This is a genomic window from Enterobacter sp. E12 (assembly GCF_014596715.2).
Classification (GTDB): Bacteria; Pseudomonadota; Gammaproteobacteria; order Enterobacterales; family Enterobacteriaceae; genus Enterobacter; species Enterobacter bugandensis.
In genome coordinates this window covers 2,901,455-2,917,404 of sequence record NZ_CP115601.1, presented here as the reverse complement: position 1 = coordinate 2,917,404, position 15,950 = coordinate 2,901,455, and the positions used below count along the sequence as shown (strand labels likewise).

At 56.1% G+C, this 15,950-nt stretch carries 19 protein-coding genes and 1 pseudogene; 4 read left to right on the top strand and 16 right to left on the bottom strand.

Annotation, left to right across the window (positions count from 1 at the left end; all coding sequences use genetic code 11):
* Positions 1–236: 236 nt before the first annotated feature.
* Positions 237–464, bottom strand: a complete 228-nt coding sequence (gene yodD / locus IB212_RS13950) for a YodD family peroxide/acid resistance protein (protein ID WP_028013707.1) — start codon at positions 462–464, stop codon at positions 237–239.
* Between the two features lie 128 nt (positions 465–592).
* On the opposite strand from yodD, the gene dsrB reads away from it, so the two are divergent.
* Positions 593–781 carry a protein DsrB gene (gene dsrB / locus IB212_RS13945; protein WP_008500312.1) on the top strand — a complete coding sequence of 63 codons (189 nt, stop codon included), beginning with the start codon at positions 593–595 and terminating at the stop codon, positions 779–781.
* Positions 782–883: 102 nt separating this feature from the next.
* On the opposite strand, the gene rcsA is transcribed toward dsrB, so the two are convergent.
* The 14 genes and pseudogenes from rcsA to fliF form a co-directional block, all read right to left on the bottom strand.
* Positions 884–1,507: a transcriptional regulator RcsA gene (gene rcsA / locus IB212_RS13940; RefSeq protein WP_013097740.1), complete on the bottom strand. Its 624-nt coding sequence runs from the start codon at positions 1,505–1,507 to the stop codon at positions 884–886.
* A 287-nt stretch (positions 1,508–1,794) separates the two neighbouring features.
* A pseudogene (gene fliR, locus IB212_RS13935) lies at positions 1,795–2,587 on the bottom strand (flagellar biosynthetic protein FliR); the annotation flags it as partial.
* A gap of 7 nt (positions 2,588–2,594) precedes the next feature.
* Positions 2,595–2,864: a flagellar biosynthesis protein FliQ gene (gene fliQ / locus IB212_RS13930; RefSeq protein ID WP_003859587.1), complete on the bottom strand. Its 270-nt coding sequence runs from the start codon at positions 2,862–2,864 to the stop codon at positions 2,595–2,597.
* A gap of 9 nt (positions 2,865–2,873) precedes the next feature.
* Positions 2,874–3,611 carry a flagellar type III secretion system pore protein FliP gene (gene fliP, locus IB212_RS13925; protein WP_041909358.1) on the bottom strand — a complete coding sequence of 246 codons (738 nt, stop codon included), beginning with the start codon at positions 3,609–3,611 and terminating at the stop codon, positions 2,874–2,876.
* Entirely contained in the window at positions 3,611–3,985 is a 375-nt protein-coding gene (gene fliO, locus IB212_RS13920; RefSeq protein ID WP_041909360.1) for a flagellar biosynthetic protein FliO, read from the bottom strand. Before fliO ends, fliP begins: the two co-directional genes overlap by 1 nt.
* Positions 3,986–3,987: 2 nt before the next feature.
* Positions 3,988–4,401 (bottom strand): flagellar motor switch protein FliN, encoded by a 414-nt coding sequence (gene fliN, locus IB212_RS13915; protein ID WP_003859592.1) that lies wholly within the window; start codon positions 4,399–4,401, stop codon positions 3,988–3,990.
* The gene (gene fliM, locus IB212_RS13910; RefSeq protein WP_028013703.1) at positions 4,398–5,402 is read right to left on the bottom strand and encodes a flagellar motor switch protein FliM; all 1,005 of its coding nucleotides are present in this window, start codon (positions 5,400–5,402) and stop codon (positions 4,398–4,400) included. Before fliM ends, fliN begins: the two co-directional genes overlap by 4 nt.
* Before the next feature lie 4 nt (positions 5,403–5,406).
* On the bottom strand, positions 5,407–5,877 hold the full coding sequence (gene fliL, locus IB212_RS13905) for a flagellar basal body-associated protein FliL (RefSeq protein ID WP_021241388.1): 471 nt from the start codon (positions 5,875–5,877) through the stop codon (positions 5,407–5,409).
* A gap of 106 nt (positions 5,878–5,983) precedes the next feature.
* Entirely contained in the window at positions 5,984–7,216 is a 1,233-nt protein-coding gene (gene fliK, locus IB212_RS13900) for a flagellar hook length control protein FliK (RefSeq protein WP_041909362.1), read from the bottom strand.
* Positions 7,213–7,656 carry a flagellar export protein FliJ gene (gene fliJ, locus IB212_RS13895; protein ID WP_006811155.1) on the bottom strand — a complete coding sequence of 148 codons (444 nt, stop codon included), beginning with the start codon at positions 7,654–7,656 and terminating at the stop codon, positions 7,213–7,215. The genes fliK and fliJ overlap by 4 nt, the downstream gene beginning before the upstream one ends.
* Positions 7,657–7,677: 21 nt before the next feature.
* Complete coding sequence (gene fliI, locus IB212_RS13890; protein ID WP_041909364.1) at positions 7,678–9,048, bottom strand: flagellar protein export ATPase FliI; 1,371 nt, start codon at positions 9,046–9,048, stop codon at positions 7,678–7,680.
* Positions 9,048–9,755, bottom strand: coding sequence for a flagellar assembly protein FliH (gene fliH, locus IB212_RS13885; protein WP_041909366.1), 708 nt, complete (start codon positions 9,753–9,755; stop codon positions 9,048–9,050). Before fliH ends, fliI begins: the two co-directional genes overlap by 1 nt.
* Positions 9,748–10,746 (bottom strand): flagellar motor switch protein FliG, encoded by a 999-nt coding sequence (fliG, locus tag IB212_RS13880; RefSeq protein WP_014832476.1) that lies wholly within the window; start codon positions 10,744–10,746, stop codon positions 9,748–9,750. Before fliG ends, fliH begins: the two co-directional genes overlap by 8 nt.
* Entirely contained in the window at positions 10,739–12,418 is a 1,680-nt protein-coding gene (fliF, locus tag IB212_RS13875; protein WP_028013700.1) for a flagellar basal-body MS-ring/collar protein FliF, read from the bottom strand. The genes fliG and fliF overlap by 8 nt, the downstream gene beginning before the upstream one ends.
* 228 nt (positions 12,419–12,646) lie before the next feature.
* On the opposite strand from fliF, the gene fliE reads away from it, so the two are divergent.
* From fliE to yedD, 3 genes are all read left to right on the top strand, one after another.
* On the top strand, positions 12,647–12,961 hold the full coding sequence (fliE, locus tag IB212_RS13870; protein ID WP_013097729.1) for a flagellar hook-basal body complex protein FliE: 315 nt from the start codon (positions 12,647–12,649) through the stop codon (positions 12,959–12,961).
* 68 nt (positions 12,962–13,029) lie between these two features.
* On the top strand, positions 13,030–13,824 hold the full coding sequence (locus IB212_RS13865; RefSeq protein WP_041909369.1) for an FkbM family methyltransferase: 795 nt from the start codon (positions 13,030–13,032) through the stop codon (positions 13,822–13,824).
* A 108-nt stretch (positions 13,825–13,932) separates the two neighbouring features.
* Positions 13,933–14,346 carry a lipoprotein YedD gene (gene yedD / locus IB212_RS13860; RefSeq protein ID WP_041909371.1) on the top strand — a complete coding sequence of 138 codons (414 nt, stop codon included), beginning with the start codon at positions 13,933–13,935 and terminating at the stop codon, positions 14,344–14,346.
* 102 nt (positions 14,347–14,448) lie between these two features.
* Here the strand turns inward: yedD and amyA are convergent, their stop codons facing one another.
* Positions 14,449–15,936, bottom strand: coding sequence for an alpha-amylase (amyA, locus tag IB212_RS13855; RefSeq protein WP_041909373.1), 1,488 nt, complete (start codon positions 15,934–15,936; stop codon positions 14,449–14,451).
* Between the last annotated feature and the right edge of the window lie 14 nt (positions 15,937–15,950).

Genomic DNA, 15,950 nt, shown 5'->3' with positions numbered 1-15,950 from the left:
CCGGATTGAGGAGAACCGATCCAGCCAAACCCGCATTCGGCGGATGTTGTTGCTCATAACCAAAACGATTATGTTAAAAATATTATATTCGCCGTAAGAATATATGCTTGTCATGCAAAATCGTTGGGGATAGTGTTGTTTGTACATCAGATTTCCTGGTGTAACGAATTTTCAAGTGCTTCTTGCATAAGCAAGTTTTGATCCCGGCCATCCCCATGACCGGGATTTTTTTCGTGTTAACGATTTGCTTCAGACACGCTAAAGTCATGAATATCCAGCTCGAAGGCCTCCGCCAGCTCGCGGTAGGTGTGATAATCCCTCCCGTTAACTATGACGTGGTCCGAACCATCGTTTGTGCGGCGGACTTCTGACTCACTGATCTCATTGATGGCGGCCAGCAGGGCATCGACATCCACCTCGACCTCGCGTTTGATGGTGTCGCTGTACTCTTTATCGGTCTTCATTACGGGGCTCCTCATTAAACCGTGTCCACGGTAAGTATAGACTGTGTATAAAAACGCCATTCACGCCGTGCGGCGATGTGTGTTTTTGCGTTTTGTTCTACACTGGCTCAAAACCAGAGGAGGAATGTATGAAGGTCAACGATCGGGTAACCGTTAAAACGGACGGTGGGCCGCGCCGCCCGGGGGTGGTGCTGGCAATTGAAGAGTTTAGTGAAGGCACAATGTACCTGGTCTCACTGGAAGACTACCCGCTCGGTATCTGGTTTTTTAACGAACTGGGGCATCCGGACGGCATTTTTGTTGAGAAAGCGGACTAGTACGGCGTCGGGTAGCATTGCGCGTGCCCGACCACGTCCGCAAAAGCAAAAATCTCTGGCCAGGCCAGAGATCAAAGGTAGGGTGCAAAGGGGTTTAAGCCACTAACGCATGTTGACGAAAATCCCGTTCGTCACATTATCGGTCAGACGTACCACGTGATAGATCACTTGCTTATTATGCGTTTTAATTTTCCTTTTAATATTTCCTTTGTGTGACGAAACGGTTTTCGCTTTAATATTCATCTGGTCAGAGATCTGAATAGTTCCTTGTCCAGCCATCCACATTCGCAGCATACTTGATTCAGTCCTGCTTAATGAAAGGGTGGGTAAGTTAACCGCTCCTACATTTTTAACTTCTTTATTCAAATAATCACCCAGAATGTCATCCAGCGACTCGGGTTTAATCGACTTAGAACTGATCAATAAATTTTTACGGACCAACAAATACTCATCGAAATGGATATTCGCGATCGCCATAAAAACAATAAACAGGGTTTTTGGATGCTGATTAATGATTTGCTTAATGTGCTGACTGTTGGCTGGATCGTGAATGAAACAGTCCTCATTAATAAACACCACGCCTGGTTTGAGTTCGTCACAAGCGGCTGCGAGTTCTTCAACGGTGTGTGCATCGTTGATGTCTCTCTTTCTTACCCCTCTGCTTGCCAGGTACCCGGTTAACCCTAGCCGGGTGTAGCTGCATAAATCCATAATGATCGTTGACATGGCATACCCTCACTCAATGCGTAACGATAATTCACCATCTGCCTGAGAGCTCAAAACAGCCATACGGGATGGAAAAAAATAATAAACCTGTGAGCATGACAAAGACTTTCAGGCGGACTCACTATCCCGTAAAGTTACGTATAATTTGCCAGGAATCTTCTTAAAGTAAAGTAAATATTAAGTATTGTGAGGTGGTTAGAAACATTTAAACCGCGTCAGATATATCCTGGAAGATGTTTTTCGCGTTTTATTTTAGGAATATCCTCAGAAAGACAATAGCGATCGTGAGGACTATTATTTACGTGGCAATTCGCTGACAATATCCGCTAACAGATTGAATATCTCGCCGAATAAATGTTCACAGAAGGGGGCGATAAGGGGCATCAGTAGTGACATTAATAAAATTCCGACCGTCAACGTTAGCGGAAAACCAATCACAAACACCGAGAGCTGCGGTGCCATTCTGTTCAGTAAGCCTAATGCCAGGTTGACGGTGAGCAGCAGCGTGATGATCGGCAGAGCCAACATCAGACCGTTGAGGAAGATCAGCCCCGCCGCGCGGGTCAGCGCGAGGAAGGCATTGCTGTTGACCGGGTTATCACCGATCGGCAGCGTATGGAAAGTATCCACCAGCATGGAGATGAGCCACAGATGACCGTTGAGCGACAGAAACAGCAGCATGGCGAGCAGATCGATGATGCGCGCCAGCACCGGCATGTTGAGATGGCTGCCGGGATCGACAAACGTGGCGAACGATAACCCCATTTGCAGGCCAATCAACTCGCCGGCCGTGCGCACGGCGGCGAAGGCGAGCTGCATGGTAAAGCCCACGGCGACGCCAATCATCACCTGCTGTAAAGCGACCCATACCGCGTTAGCCGAGAAGATGGGAATATCCACGGGTGGCAGGGAAGGGGCGACGATAATGGTGATGATAATGCCCAGCCCCACCTTAACGCGCTTGGGGATCGATTTCTCGCTGAGAATGGGGGCGGTGGAGATCAGCGCCAGAATGCGCAGCATCGGCCAGAAATAGACGCCGAGCCACTGAACCCACTGGTCGCTGGTGAAGTGCAACATCGTCAGGTCAGCCGATGATGTACGGCAGATTGGTAAACAGGTTGCGCATATAGTCCAGCAGCAGGTTCAGCATCCACGGTCCGGCCACGATAATCGCCACGAACACGGCGATGATTTTCGGGATGAACGACAGCGTCATTTCGTTAATCTGCGTGGCGGCCTGAAGAATACTGATAATCAGGCCGGTAACCAGCGCGACTAGCAGTAGCGGCGCGGCAACGGCAATCGCGACTTTCATCGCTTCCGTGCCCATCATCATGACCGATTCGGGTGTCATTGCCGTTCCTTAACTGTAAAAACTTTGCGCCAGCGAGCTGACCAGCAGCTGCCAGCCGTCGACCAGCACAAAAAGCATGATCTTAAAGGGCAGGGCAATGGTGGCGGGCGGCACCATCATCATCCCGAGCGCCATCAGGACGCTGGCGATCACCAGGTCGATAATCAGGAACGGGATAAAGATGGTAAAGCCAATCTGGAATGCGGTTTTCAGCTCGCTGGTGACATAGGCCGGCAGCAGAATGCGCATCGGTACCGCTTCCGGCCCCTGAAGTTCGCCGGTGTTGGACAGGCGGGCGAAGAGGGCCAGGTCCGCCTCGCGCGTCTGGCGCAGCATAAATTCTCGCAGCGGCTGCGCGCCTTTTTCCAGCGCCTCCTGCATCGAAATTTTGTCTTCGCTGAACGGCTGGTAGGCGTCGGTATAAATCTTATCGATCACCGGCGACATGATGAAAAAGGTCAAAAACAGCGCCAGCCCGAGCAGAACCTGGTTTGGCGGCGCCGAAGGGGTGCCCAGCGCGTTTCGCAGCAGACCAAAAACGATGATGATGCGGGTAAAGCTGGTCATCATCAGCAGAATGGCCGGAATAAAGGTCAGCGAGGTGATGAAGACCAGCGTCTGAACCGGGAGCGACCAGCTCTGGCCGCCACCCGCAATCGGCGTGGAAACCAGACCGGGCAGCTGCGCATAAACCGCGGGAGCAAACAGGGCAACGCCCGCAAGCGTCAGGGATAACAAACGGCGCATCAGGATCTCCCGGAACGCTTAAGCAAACTCTTCATGACGGACTGAAAATCCGCAGGGGCTTGTGCGCGCTCGTCCACCGTGACCGGGGCGGGCGGCAGTTTATGTAATACGTTGATGTTTGAGCCGGTTACGCCCAGAACCAGACGCGCATCTTCCACATCGACGATAACCACGCGTTCGCGCGGCCCAAGCGTCGTGCTGGCGCTGACCTTCAGGCCGCGGGTGCCGGCAGTTTTACCCGCCAGGCCAAAACGCTTTGCCAGCCAGGCGGCGATCAGAATAAAGGCAATAATACCGAACAGCGCCCCGCTCACCTGGAGCAGCGGGGAGCCGGGAACGGCGGAAGTCTGTGATATTGTTGCCTGGGTTTTCATGCTTAACGGCTCAGACGACGCATGCGTTCAGACGGGGTGATGATGTCGGTGATGCGCACGCCGTATTTATCGGCAACCACCACCACTTCACCCTGGGCAATCAGATAACCGTTGATCAGAATATCCAGCGGCTCGCCGGCCAGGCCGTCAAGGGCCACAACTGAACCCTGCGTGAGGCGCAGCAGCTCTTTAATGGTCATCCGGGTGCGTCCCAGTTCAACGGTCAGCTTAACCGGGATGTCCATAATCAGGTCGATGTCCTGCAGCGTGCCGCTGACGTCGCCGCCGCCTAACTGCTGGAATACCGCGTCCGCCGCGCTTTTTGTCGGAGTCGTTTTTTGCTCGTTTAACGCGTCAGCCCACAGATCGTCCAGTGCTCCGCTGTTTTCATCGGACGGATTGTTCATGTCACTCATTTGGGCTGTTCCTCATTCAGCGAATTCAAAATCGGGTTGATCAAGTGCTCAACGCGTAACGCATACTGACCGTTAATCGTGCCGTACTGGCTTGTAAGTACGGGGACACCATCTACGTGGGCAATAATGCGGTCGGGTTTATCTATCGGCAAAACGTCGCCGGGTTGTAATTTCAGGATCTGGGATAACCGCATCGAAATGTCGGCGAAGTTCGCCACCAGCTCCAGCTGCGAGTGCTGCACCTGGCGCACCAGGTTTTCACGCCAGTTCTGATCTTCGTTGCGTGAGTTCTCCAGCGGCGGGTTAACCAGCAGCTCGCGCAGCGGTTCAATCATGCTGAACGGCAGGCAGATGTTGAACTCACCGGTCAGGTTACCGATCTCCACGTGGAACGGCGTGTTGACGACGATATCGTTCGGGGAGGTGGTGATATTGGTAAATTTCACCTGCATCTCAGAACGGACGTACTCCACTTCCAGCGGGTTAATCGCTTTCCACGCGTCGCTGTAGGATTCCAGCGCCAGCTTCAGCATGCGGTTAATGACGCGCTGCTCGGTGTGGGTAAATTCACGACCTTCCACTTTGGTCGGAAAACGCCCGTCGCCGCCGAACAGGTTATCCACCGCGATGAACACCAGGCTTGGGGAAAACACCACCAGACCGGTGCCGCGCAGCGGCTTCAGATGAATCAGGTTAAGGTTGGTTGGCACCGGCAGGTTGCGGGCAAACTCATGATACGGCTGGATGCGGATCGCACCGACCGTGATATCCGGGCTACGACGCAGCAGGTTAAACAGCCCCATACGGAACTGACGTGCAAAACGTTCGTTAATGATCTCCAGCGCCTGCAGACGTTCACGTACCACGCGACGCTGGGTATTGGGATCGTAAGGACGAATATTATCGTCGCCGGTGAGACCCGGTTGCGGGTCGTCACTCTTATCGCTGTCGCCGTTAAGCAGCGCGTCGATTTCTGCCTGAGAAAGAATACTGTCGCCCATGTCGTTACCGCAGAATAAAGGCTGTGTACAGAACGTCAGTGACTTCCTGCTTAGGTTGACCGTTTACCAGCGGGGTGGCCAGCGTCTGCTTGATGGCGTCGACCAGCTTTTGCTTACCCACGTCGGTAGCCAGCGCGGAGGCGTCCTGACGAGAAAACAGCAGGAGAAGGCGGCTACGCACTTCCGGCAGATAATCGTTCAGGCGCGCGCGGGTTGCTTCGTCCTTCAGGCGCAGCGTAATACCGACATACAGCACGCGATCCGCATCACCGAGGTTAACGGTGAAGGTGTCCAGAGGGAAAAAGACCGGCGCCGGCGGTGGGGCTGGTTCGGCTTTGGCCGCAGCGGTTGAAGGTTCCTGCTGCATACGCCAGTAACTATAGCCCGCGGTAGCGCAGGCGGCGAGCGTGATCAACACCAGCAGCGGGATCCAGATGGAACGCTTGCTTTTTTTGGTGATAGCGGAGTCTGTCATCTGATACGAGCTTCCTGTTTCGGTACAGCTTAATAAGGTGATTATCCCGTGTCCTGCCGTCGTCAAAGCGTGGAAAAGACGGGGATAATCACGCTACCTCTGGCGTTTAGGCGAAGATGTCTACGGCACCGTTACCGCGCGCCGCGGATTGCAGGGCGGCAGGGGTCGGCAGGAGCTCATCGCTCTCTTCATTAAAACCGCCGTGCTGGCCCGGGCGTGAAGCATGGTGCTGCTGGGATGAAGACTGTTGTTGCCCGGCAAAGCTCTCGCTGCTGACGCTGCTTTGAGAAAGCTGAATGCCGTTCTCCGCCAGCGAGGTCCGCAGGACCGGCAGCGCGGCTTCCAGCGCCGCGCGCACGTGACTGTGCGCAGAGACCATCTGCAGCTGTGCCTGGTTATCGTCCAGCTTCAGCGAGATTTGCACCTGGCCCAGATCTTCCGGGTGCAGGCGCAGCTCCGCCGTCTGCTGGCCCTGCTTAGTGAACAGGGTGATGTGCTGGCTCAGGGACTGCTGCCATTCATGTGTGCCCAGAGGCTGGCTTAGCACCGGGGCGGTGGCAACAGTTGCGGCAGGCTGGCTGGCCGCATGGCTGGAGATAATCGGCGCCAGGGTAGCGGTCGGCGAAGATGACGAGGAGGCGCTGGCGAAGTCCTGCTTCTCAGCGGCTGCGGCCACGACCGGTGTGGCTGGCGCGTTTGCGGCGAGATCCGGACCGATGTTCTTCGCCTGGCTCTGATAGGACGCAGAAAGCTGCGCTTTATCATGGCTTCCCGCAGGCGCGTTCAGGGACGGCGGCTGTCCCGCACCGTTTTGCGAAAGCGTGGCTGAACTCAGCGCCGAGGTGGCGTGAACGCCGTCGCTGCCTGCCGCACGTGAGGCGGTCGTCTGCTGGTGCGGCAGCATCGCCATCAGCGCGCTTAGCCCCGCCAGCTCTTCTTCGCTCAGCTCGGTTTTAGCGTCATCTTTACCGTTGGCCGCAGTGAGCGTCTTCAGCGCGTCGCCCTTTGACAGCGGCACCAGCCCGGAGACCAACGTTTCAAGCGGCGCAGACTCCGACGTTTCAACGCCATTCAGCGCAGGCTGACGCGAGAGCAGGTCGGCAATTTTGGCCTGCAGAGCGGTATCGCCTTTGGCATCCTGCGCGACTTTCGACAGCTTGCTGCCGGCGGCTTTCAGGTCCGCCAGGGTGAGCGGCGCATCGTTGCCCTTGCCCGTTGCGTCCGTCAGGGCGCCCGCCAGCAGGGAGAGAAAGTCCTGTGCACCCTCGGTGCCTTTCCCTGTTTGCATCCCGCCTGACGGGTCGCTGTCGCTCATCAGCAGTTGTTGCAGTGTGATCATTCCGGTTTCCTCATTGATGCGCGCTGGGCAAACTCATCCATTTTCTTCTGGTCCAGGCGGTTTTCCGCCAGGGTTGAGGCTGCAATCTGCCGGTCCTGTAAGGTCTGCCAGGCCTGCAGCCGCTGTTTTTTCTCGCGCCAGAAATTCAGCGCGGTATCGACTTTTTGGGTCCACTGGTTTAGCTGCTGGCGGTGCTGCTCTATCGCCTTCTCGAGCGTCTGGATAAACTGCTGATAGTTAATCCAGCGCTGGCTGCCAATGCCCTGCGTCATATCGGTATTGAGGTTGGTGCGATATTCATGCTGATAGTCGATTAACATCTTCAACTGTTCTTCAGCCTGCTGGCACCCGCGTCGCATTGCGCCAAGCTGCAATGCGGCATCATCAACTTCTTTTTCAGCCAGATCTTTCAGCGTTGATAACGCGCTGTTTTGCGCCATGACCTTCGCCCTCCACCTGTGTTACACCTGCGGGAAAATCAGCTCCAGCGCCTGGATTGAATCTTCCCAGTCGGCACGCTCAAAAATGCCCTGTTGTAAAAACGCCTCCAGCTGCGGCCACAGGCTAATCGCCTTGTCGAGCATCGGGTCGCTGCCTTTGGCATACGCCCCCACGCTGACCAGATCGCGGTTGCGCTGGAAGCTGGAAAGCAGTTGTTTGAAGTTACGCACGCGGGCGTAGTGCTTCTCGGTAATCAATGCCGTCATCGCACGGCTGATGGACGCTTCAATATCAATTGCCGGGTAGTGCCCGGCTTCGGCCAGGCGGCGCGACAGCACGATATGGCCGTCCAGGATCGCGCGCGCGGAGTCGGCAATCGGGTCCTGCTGGTCGTCGCCCTCGGTCAGCACCGTATAGAACGCGGTGATGGAGCCGCCGCCGCTGATGCCGTTCCCCGCACGCTCTACCAGCGCCGGAAGTTTGGCGAAGACCGAAGGCGGATAGCCTTTGGTGGCCGGCGGCTCGCCGATGGCCAGCGCAATTTCACGCTGCGCCATCGCATAGCGGGTGAGGGAGTCCATGATCAGCAGCACGTGCTTGCCGCGGTCACGAAAATCTTCGGCGATACGGGTGGCGTAGGCGGCACCCTGCATACGCAGCAGCGGCGACACGTCCGCCGGCGCGGCGATCACCACCGAGCGGGCGCGGCCTTCCGCACCCAGAATGTTTTCAATAAAGTCTTTTACTTCGCGACCACGCTCGCCGATCAGCCCCACGACGATCACGTCGGCCTGGGTATAGCGCGCCATCATGCCGAGCAGGACGGATTTCCCGACGCCGGAACCGGCGAACAGGCCCATGCGCTGTCCGCGCCCTACGGTGAGCAGGGCGTTAATCGGACGCACGCCGGTATCCAGCACGTGCTCAATAGGGGTACGCTGCAGGGGGTTGAACGGCTGGGTAATCAGCGCGCCGGTTTCGGTGGTGTCCGGCGCGGGCAGGCTATCCAGCGGCTTCCCGCTGCCGTCCAGCACGCGGCCGAGCAGGGCAGGGCCAAGCGGCAGCTGTTTCCCGCTTTGCAGCCCGTCACCGCTGATGTTTTTCGCGTAAACGCGCGCACCGGGCAGAATGCCTTCCACCTCTTCAAGCGGCATCAGGAACAGGCGCTGGCCGTTAAACCCGACCACTTCGCTTTCCACTTCACGCGTTTCCTGCCCATCCTGACGCTCAATGACGCAGGTCGCACCCAGAGGAAGCTGCAGGCCGGTGGCCTCCAGTACCAGACCGGTGGCGCGTGTCAGTCGCCCATAACGACGAACAGATGGCAGTTGCGCCATCTTCGTCTCAAAGTTGTCGAGCGTGGTGAGCCAGCGGGTAAGGCGTGCGGTCATCAGACGACTCCCGGTGCCGCCAGGCGACACAGTTCCTGCCAGCGGGTGGCGACGCTGGCATCCAGGTCGCCTTCATCGGCAGAGACTTTGCATCCGCCGTGGTGTAAGGATGGGTCACCGCGCAGACGCCAGCCGTGCAGGCTAAGCGTTGCGCCCAGGCTCTCTTCAACGCGCTGCAGATCGTCCGGGTGGACGCGCAGCTGCGGTTTGCCGCTGAACAGCGGCTCCTGCTGAAGCAGACCCTGAATTTGTTTAATCAGCGCGGTGTTATCTACCACGGGCGTCTGGCCGATAACCTGACGCGCCGCCTCCAGCGCCATCTGCATCAGACGCGAGGCAATCACGCTGTCCAGCGCGTCCAGCGTGTGCTGGAACTCGCTGACCAGCTGCTGCATGCGGGCATGGATCGGCGCCTGCTGCTGGCGTGCCTGATCGATGCCGTGCTCTAACCCTTTCGCCAGGCCTTCCTGGTACCCCAGATCGTGCCCCTTCTGGCGGCCTTCGTTCAGACCGGCGTTATAGCCCTGCTCGTGCGCCTGCATTTGCAGCTGCGCCAGCATCTGCGCTTGCTGCTCCTCTTCGCTCAGCTCGGGCTGTTCAACGTCCGTGTCGGGCTCTGCGGGCGAGAGCACTGCGGGCGTGAATTCGGCAAGGGGAGGGGCCAGATCGTCCGGCGTCCAGCGCTTCCACGACAGCTCATTAGACATAGGTATCGTCTCCGCTGCCAATCACCATCTCGCCGGTTTCCGCCAGACGACGAACGATAAGCAGGATGGCTTTCTGTTCGTTTTCCACCTGAGACAGACGAACCGGGCCACGGTTGGCAAGGTCGTCGCGCAGGATATCGGCCGCACGCTGGGACATGTTGCGCAGGAACTTCTCGCGCAGCGGCTGTTCGGCGCCTTTGAGGGCGATAAGCAGCGACTCGGAATCCACTTCCTGGAGCAGGCGCTGGATGCTGCGGTCGTCCACTTCGACGAGGTTTTCGAACAGGAACATCTCGTCGATGATTTTCTGCGCCAGCTCGCCGTCGAATTCGCGAACCGCCGAAATGACGGCTTCTTCCTGCTGCGTTTTCATCAGGTTGATGATTTCCGCCGCCGTTCTCACGCCGCCCATTTTGCTGCGCTTGAGGTTCTGACCGTCGAGCAGGTTGTTCAGCACTTCGGTCAGCTCCGCCAGCGCGGCCGGCTGAACGCCGCCGAAGGTGGCGATACGCAGCATCACGTCGTGACGCAGGCGCTCTTCGAACAGGGCCAGAATATCGGCCGCCTGACCACGCTTGAGGTGAACCAGGATGGTGGCGATAATCTGCGGGTGCTCGTCGCGAATCAGGTCGGCGGCACTCTGCGGCTCCATAAAGTTGAGCGTTTCGATACCGCTGGCGGTATCGCGGGTTTCCAGAATGTCTTCCAGCAGGCTGGCGGCACGCTCTTCGCCCAGCGCCTTGACCAGCACGGAGCGCAGGTAGTCGTTGGCGTTGACGTTCAGCGCGGCAAACTGTTCGGCTTCCTGTTCAAACTCTGACAGCACTTCGGTCAGCTGTTTGTTGGAGATTTGACGCACGTTGGCCATCGCCGCACTGAGAATTTGCACTTCTCGCTGGGAGAGGTGTTTAAACACCTCTGCCGCGCGATCTTCGCCAATGGTCATCAGCAGGATGACGCTTTTATCGGTGCCCGTAAGCGTATTACTCATGTTCGTTACCCATCCACTGGCGGATGACCAGCGCCACGACGCGCGGATCGTTATCTGACATTTCGCGAATGCGCTGGCTCATCACCTCAGCGCCCATGCGCTGGTTAGCACGACGCTGCTGCATCTGTTCATCTTTGCTGAGGCGAACTTCAACCGCTTCTTCCGTTTCCTGACGCGTATTCATCTGCTCGCGAGCCGCTTTTTCGGCTTCCGCACGGCGCTGGAGCTGAGGACGAACGCCCTTACGCCACAGCAGCCACGCGACAATCAGCACCAGCAGCCAGCGGCCTGCGGACATCAGCTGGTCGATAAACGCCTGCTGTTGCCAGAACGGCAGTTCACCGCCGGTCTCTTCAACCGAGTTAAACGGAGAGTTCACCACGTTGAGGGTATCGCCGCGCTTCTCGGAGTAGCCCATCGCTTCGCGGGTCAGGTTCTCAATCTGCTTCATCTGCTCGGCGGTTAACGGCAACGGTTTGCCGTCCGGCAGGGTTTTGTAGTTCACCACCACCGCAACGGAAAGACGCTGAATATCGCCCACGTTCAGCTTAGTGTGGCGGATCGTCCGGTCCACTTCATAGTTCGTGGTTTCGTTACGGCTGCTGGAGCGCGGACCGGCGTTATTGGTCGTTGAGGTGGTCTGCTGATTATTTTGCTGACCGTTCTGCTGGTTGGCCGGCGGCGTGGAAATCGGCGCCGCGTTGGCCGGCGCTGGCTGGTTAGAGAGCGCGCCCGGCACGCCGCCAGGGTAGGCCCCGCCGATCTGTTCGCTGGAGTTGATCTGGCGTGAACGCATTACCGCCTGAGCCGCATCGCCGTTCGGGCTGTATTGCTCTTCGGTTTGTTCTTTATTAGAGAAGTCAATCTGCGCGGTCACCTGGGCGTGCACGTTGCTGTTGCCCACCACCGGGCCGAGGATCGCTTCGATACGGCGCTGGAGACGGCTTTCAACGTCGGCGGCGTATTTCAGCTGCGCGTCGTTCAGGTCACGCCCGGCGGTATTGGATTGCGTCAGCAGGTGTCCGCTTTGATCCACCAGCGTCACGTTACCCGGCGGCAGGCCGGCGACGGCGCTGGAGACGAGATGTGTTACCGCGCTGATTTGCCCTTCGTCCAGCGCGCGGCCGGGCTCGAGGTTCACGGTAACGGAAGCTGAAGGGGATTTCTGTTCCCGAACAAATAAAGAGGGTTTAGGCATTGCCAGGTGCACGCGGGCACTCTTTACCGGGCCTAACGTTTCAATGGTGCGGGCCAGCTCGCCTTCCAGCGCACGCTGGTAGTTCACCTGCTCGCTGAACTGGCTGATGCCGAATTTTTCCTGGTCCAGCAGCTCAAAGCCGACCGCACCGCCCTTTGGCAGGCCCTGCTGTGCCAGGCGCAGACGCAGCTCGTGCACTTTATCCGCCGGTACCTCAAGCGCACCGCCATTATCGGCAAAGCGATACGGGATGTTCATCTGGGTAAGCTGGGTGACGATGGCGCCGCCATCCTGATCGGAAAGGTTGCTGTAGAGCGTGCGGTAATCAGGGCTTTTCGCCCACAGGACCATCGCTACAAGGATCGCAATTGCGGCAGCGCCTGCCACGATCAACGGGATTTTAGGATTCGCGCGAAGGCGGTTCATCCACTCGAGTGATTTATTCTGCGGCGCTGTCGATGCTGTTGCACTCATTGCGCACCTCTTAAATCCTGGTGGTTTACGTTATTCGTGTAGAGAAACAAAACTGACTCCCGGGTCGGCAAACACGACAAAAGTTCCATATTGATGGCCCTGCCATTATTTGACGATTCCGGATTTTCTATGCGTCAAATAACCTGGTTTTTTCACGCTATTTACCGCCATTATCTTATTGACAAGCTGTTAGTCTTGACCGCGTAAAAAACCATCCAGGGGAGAGTCATGGCTATACAGGGCATTGAAGGGGTCATCAGTCAGTTGCAGGCAACGGCGATGACGGCCCGTAATCAGAATGTGGCAGAACAGCAGCCGACCATCAGCTTTGCGGGGCAACTGCATGCCGCTCTTGACCGTATCAGCGATACCCAGACCGCTGCGCGTACGCAGGCGGAGAAGTTCACCCTCGGCGAGCCGGGCGTGGCGCTCAATGATGTGATGACCGATTTGCAAAAAGCCTCGGTTTCCCTGCAGATGGGGATCCAGGTGCGTAACAAACTGGTGTCGGCGTATCAGGAAGTGATGGGCATGCAGGTTTAGGCAGAGAAATGTCTTACCGAGATTTCAGACGTAGTTTCTTTTTATAAAGAAAGTTTACAGGATTACTTATGTTACCAAGAGTTCACGTCGTTAACTCATCACAAGGTAGCTTTCTGACCTTTGGCAATGATGTCATTTCCAATCACCTCTTTACTCAGGACAACTGGGAAAACTGGCTTTTTGCTATTACAGGTGAATTCACCAGAGGGTTTGATAAGCCTATAGTGTTCGATCTCGGGGCAAATCTGGGGGCGTATACCATACCTACAGCACTCATGCTGAATGAGCAAAATGGCCATATTTATTCTTTTGAACCACAAAAGGTTGTGTATTATCAGCTCTGCGGAAATATTTTCCTCAATCGTCTCAATAACGTAACAGCCCTGAACAAAGGAGTTGGTGCGGCAAATGGGATACTTGAGTTACCAGTGCCTGACTACCATAAAATGTATAACGTTGGTGGTTTTTCCATGATTGAACAATATCGTTCAAACACGGGAGTAGAGGCGGCGATGAGCGGTGAAAAAGATGTCGTTCAGATTATCAAACTTGATGATGTTCTGTTTGAACAGAAAACGCGGTTTTTGAAGATTGATGTCGAAGGCCTGGAACTGAATGTTTTAAAAGGTGCCGTCGGATTCCTTGAGCATAATAATTTCCCTCCCTTTTCTTTCGAAGCATGGGACTTACCGTGGTTTAAAGAGCAGCGTGAGGCATTGCTGACCTTTATTCTTGAGTTGGGATATACAGTAGAACATATTCAGTTTGATGATTATCTGGCTCACCATCCTAAAAATGAGGCGAAAGTTGATTTCCTTCGCGATCAAAATGATCAACTGACTCGCGTCGTACGTGTGGCATAAGGTCTGAGAGTCATCTGCAATAGGTAATTCTTATGTCATAAAGGGTTCTGACTAGAGTTGCGCGCGTTTTAATGCCAAAATGAATTTTTTCACTAACCTGGATTTTTCATGAAAAAGTTAGCATTAACAGGCGCTCTGATAATCCTTGCCGGGTGTGTCCAGGTGGATAACTATCAAGATGTGATCAATCATCCCGTCCCGGCAAACTTGGCAGGATACTGGCAGTCGAAAGGGCCGCAGAGCAGCCTGGTCAGTCCTGAAGCCATTGCCACGCTGGTGGTGACGGAAGAGGGCGATACGCTGGACTGCCGCCAGTGGCAACGTGTGATTGCCGTGCCGGGTAAGATCATGCTGCGTTCAGACAATTATTACAACGTTACCCGCAAGCTGGATATCTATCCGCTGGATCGCGACGGCGCTACGCTTGAGTATGATGGCATGGAGTTGCAGAAGGTTGACCGCCCAACGGTGGAATGTGCGGATTACCTGAGCAAGAATCCGCTGGAGAGTAAACTGCCCTAAGGGTAAAAGCAAAACGGCAACCTCGTTGCCGTTTTTGGTGTTTGCGCCCTCTCCCTGTGGGAGAGGGACGGGGTGAGGGCATCAGGCCGCACGTTTCCCGTTCTACAACGCATCCTCAATCACCCACACGCTCACGCTTCCCCCTTTACAGGTAAAGATGCCTTCGCCATCCGCTGCCGTGGTGATAGTTTCTTCCCGATTGCCGAGAAAATCACGCCACGTTTTGTTGCCGTAGTTTTCCCCCAGGCAAATCACCTTTTCGCCGTCGTCGCCGTTCGACATCACCACCACGCAGCCGGGATCGTCCTCGGTGCCGCTGCGGCTGAAGGCGATGCAGTTAGGATGGTCAAAAAAGAGCGTCTGCACGCCATGGGCAAAGCGCTGGCGGGCGAGGATAAGCTCGTGAAGCTGCTCAATCACCGGCATGTCGATGTGATAGGTCTCACCGTCGCCTCCCGTATCGTCATAGCTTGCGCCGAACAGATCCGGATAGAAGACGCTCGGCACGCCGTTTTCCCGCAGCAGGATCAGCGCGTACGCCAGCGGTTTAAACCAGGCTTCGACCGGGGCCTCCAGCGCCTGCAAGGGTTGAGTGTCGTGGTTCGCGACGAGGGTCACCGCATGGAACGGGTCGGCCTCCACCAGCGTGCCGGTGAAGATCTGGCTCATGTCGTAATCCCGACCCTGGCGTGACGCCTCGTGGAATTTCATCTGCAGGGGGGCATCAAACAGCATGGTTTTACCGTCGACCTGGTCAATATAGGCCTGCAGTTTGTCTACCTCGTGAGACCAGTATTCCGCCACGATAAACAGCGGCTGTTCGGCGACTTCCTGAACGTGCTCAATCCACTCTTTGTAAAACCAGGCGGGAATATGCTTGACGGCGTCCAGACGAAAACCGTCGCAGCGCGTCTGTTCCATGACCCAGCGGGCCCAGTATTTGATCTCCTCGGTGACGGCGTGATTGCGAAAGTCGATGTTTTCGCCCATCAGGTAATCGAAGTTACCCATCTCATCATCGACCTGGTCATTCCAGCCTTCGCCGGTGTAGTCGTTGACGATTTTAAAGATCCCGTCTTCATCCGGGTTTTCAATATGGTCGACGCCGCTAAAGCATTTGTAATCCCAGATAAACTGCGAATATTGCCCGGCGCGGGCGGGGAAGGTGTAGCGAGTCCAGGCCTCACACTCGATGATTTCATCATCAATTTGTGTACGGTCCTGTTCGTTCACGCGCTGCACGCGGACAGGCTCTTTCTCATCAGCCCCCATTTTGTGGTTCACCACCACGTCCAGCAGGACGGCAATGTCGTTGCTTTTGAGGGCGTCGATGGCTTCCAGCAGCTGCGCTTTGTCACCGTATTTCGTGGCGATACTGCCTTTCTGGTCAAACTCGCCGAGGTCAAACAGATCGTAAGAGTCATAGCCAACCGAATACCCGCCGGAAGCCCCTTTATACGCGGGCGGCAGCCAGATCATGTTGATGCCGATTTCATTAAGATTGGGGGCTAACGCCGTGACTTCTCGCCACAATTCACCGCCAGCGGGGTAATACCAGTGAAAGCATTGTAACAGGGTGGGGTTTTTCATCGTCCGTGCTCCAG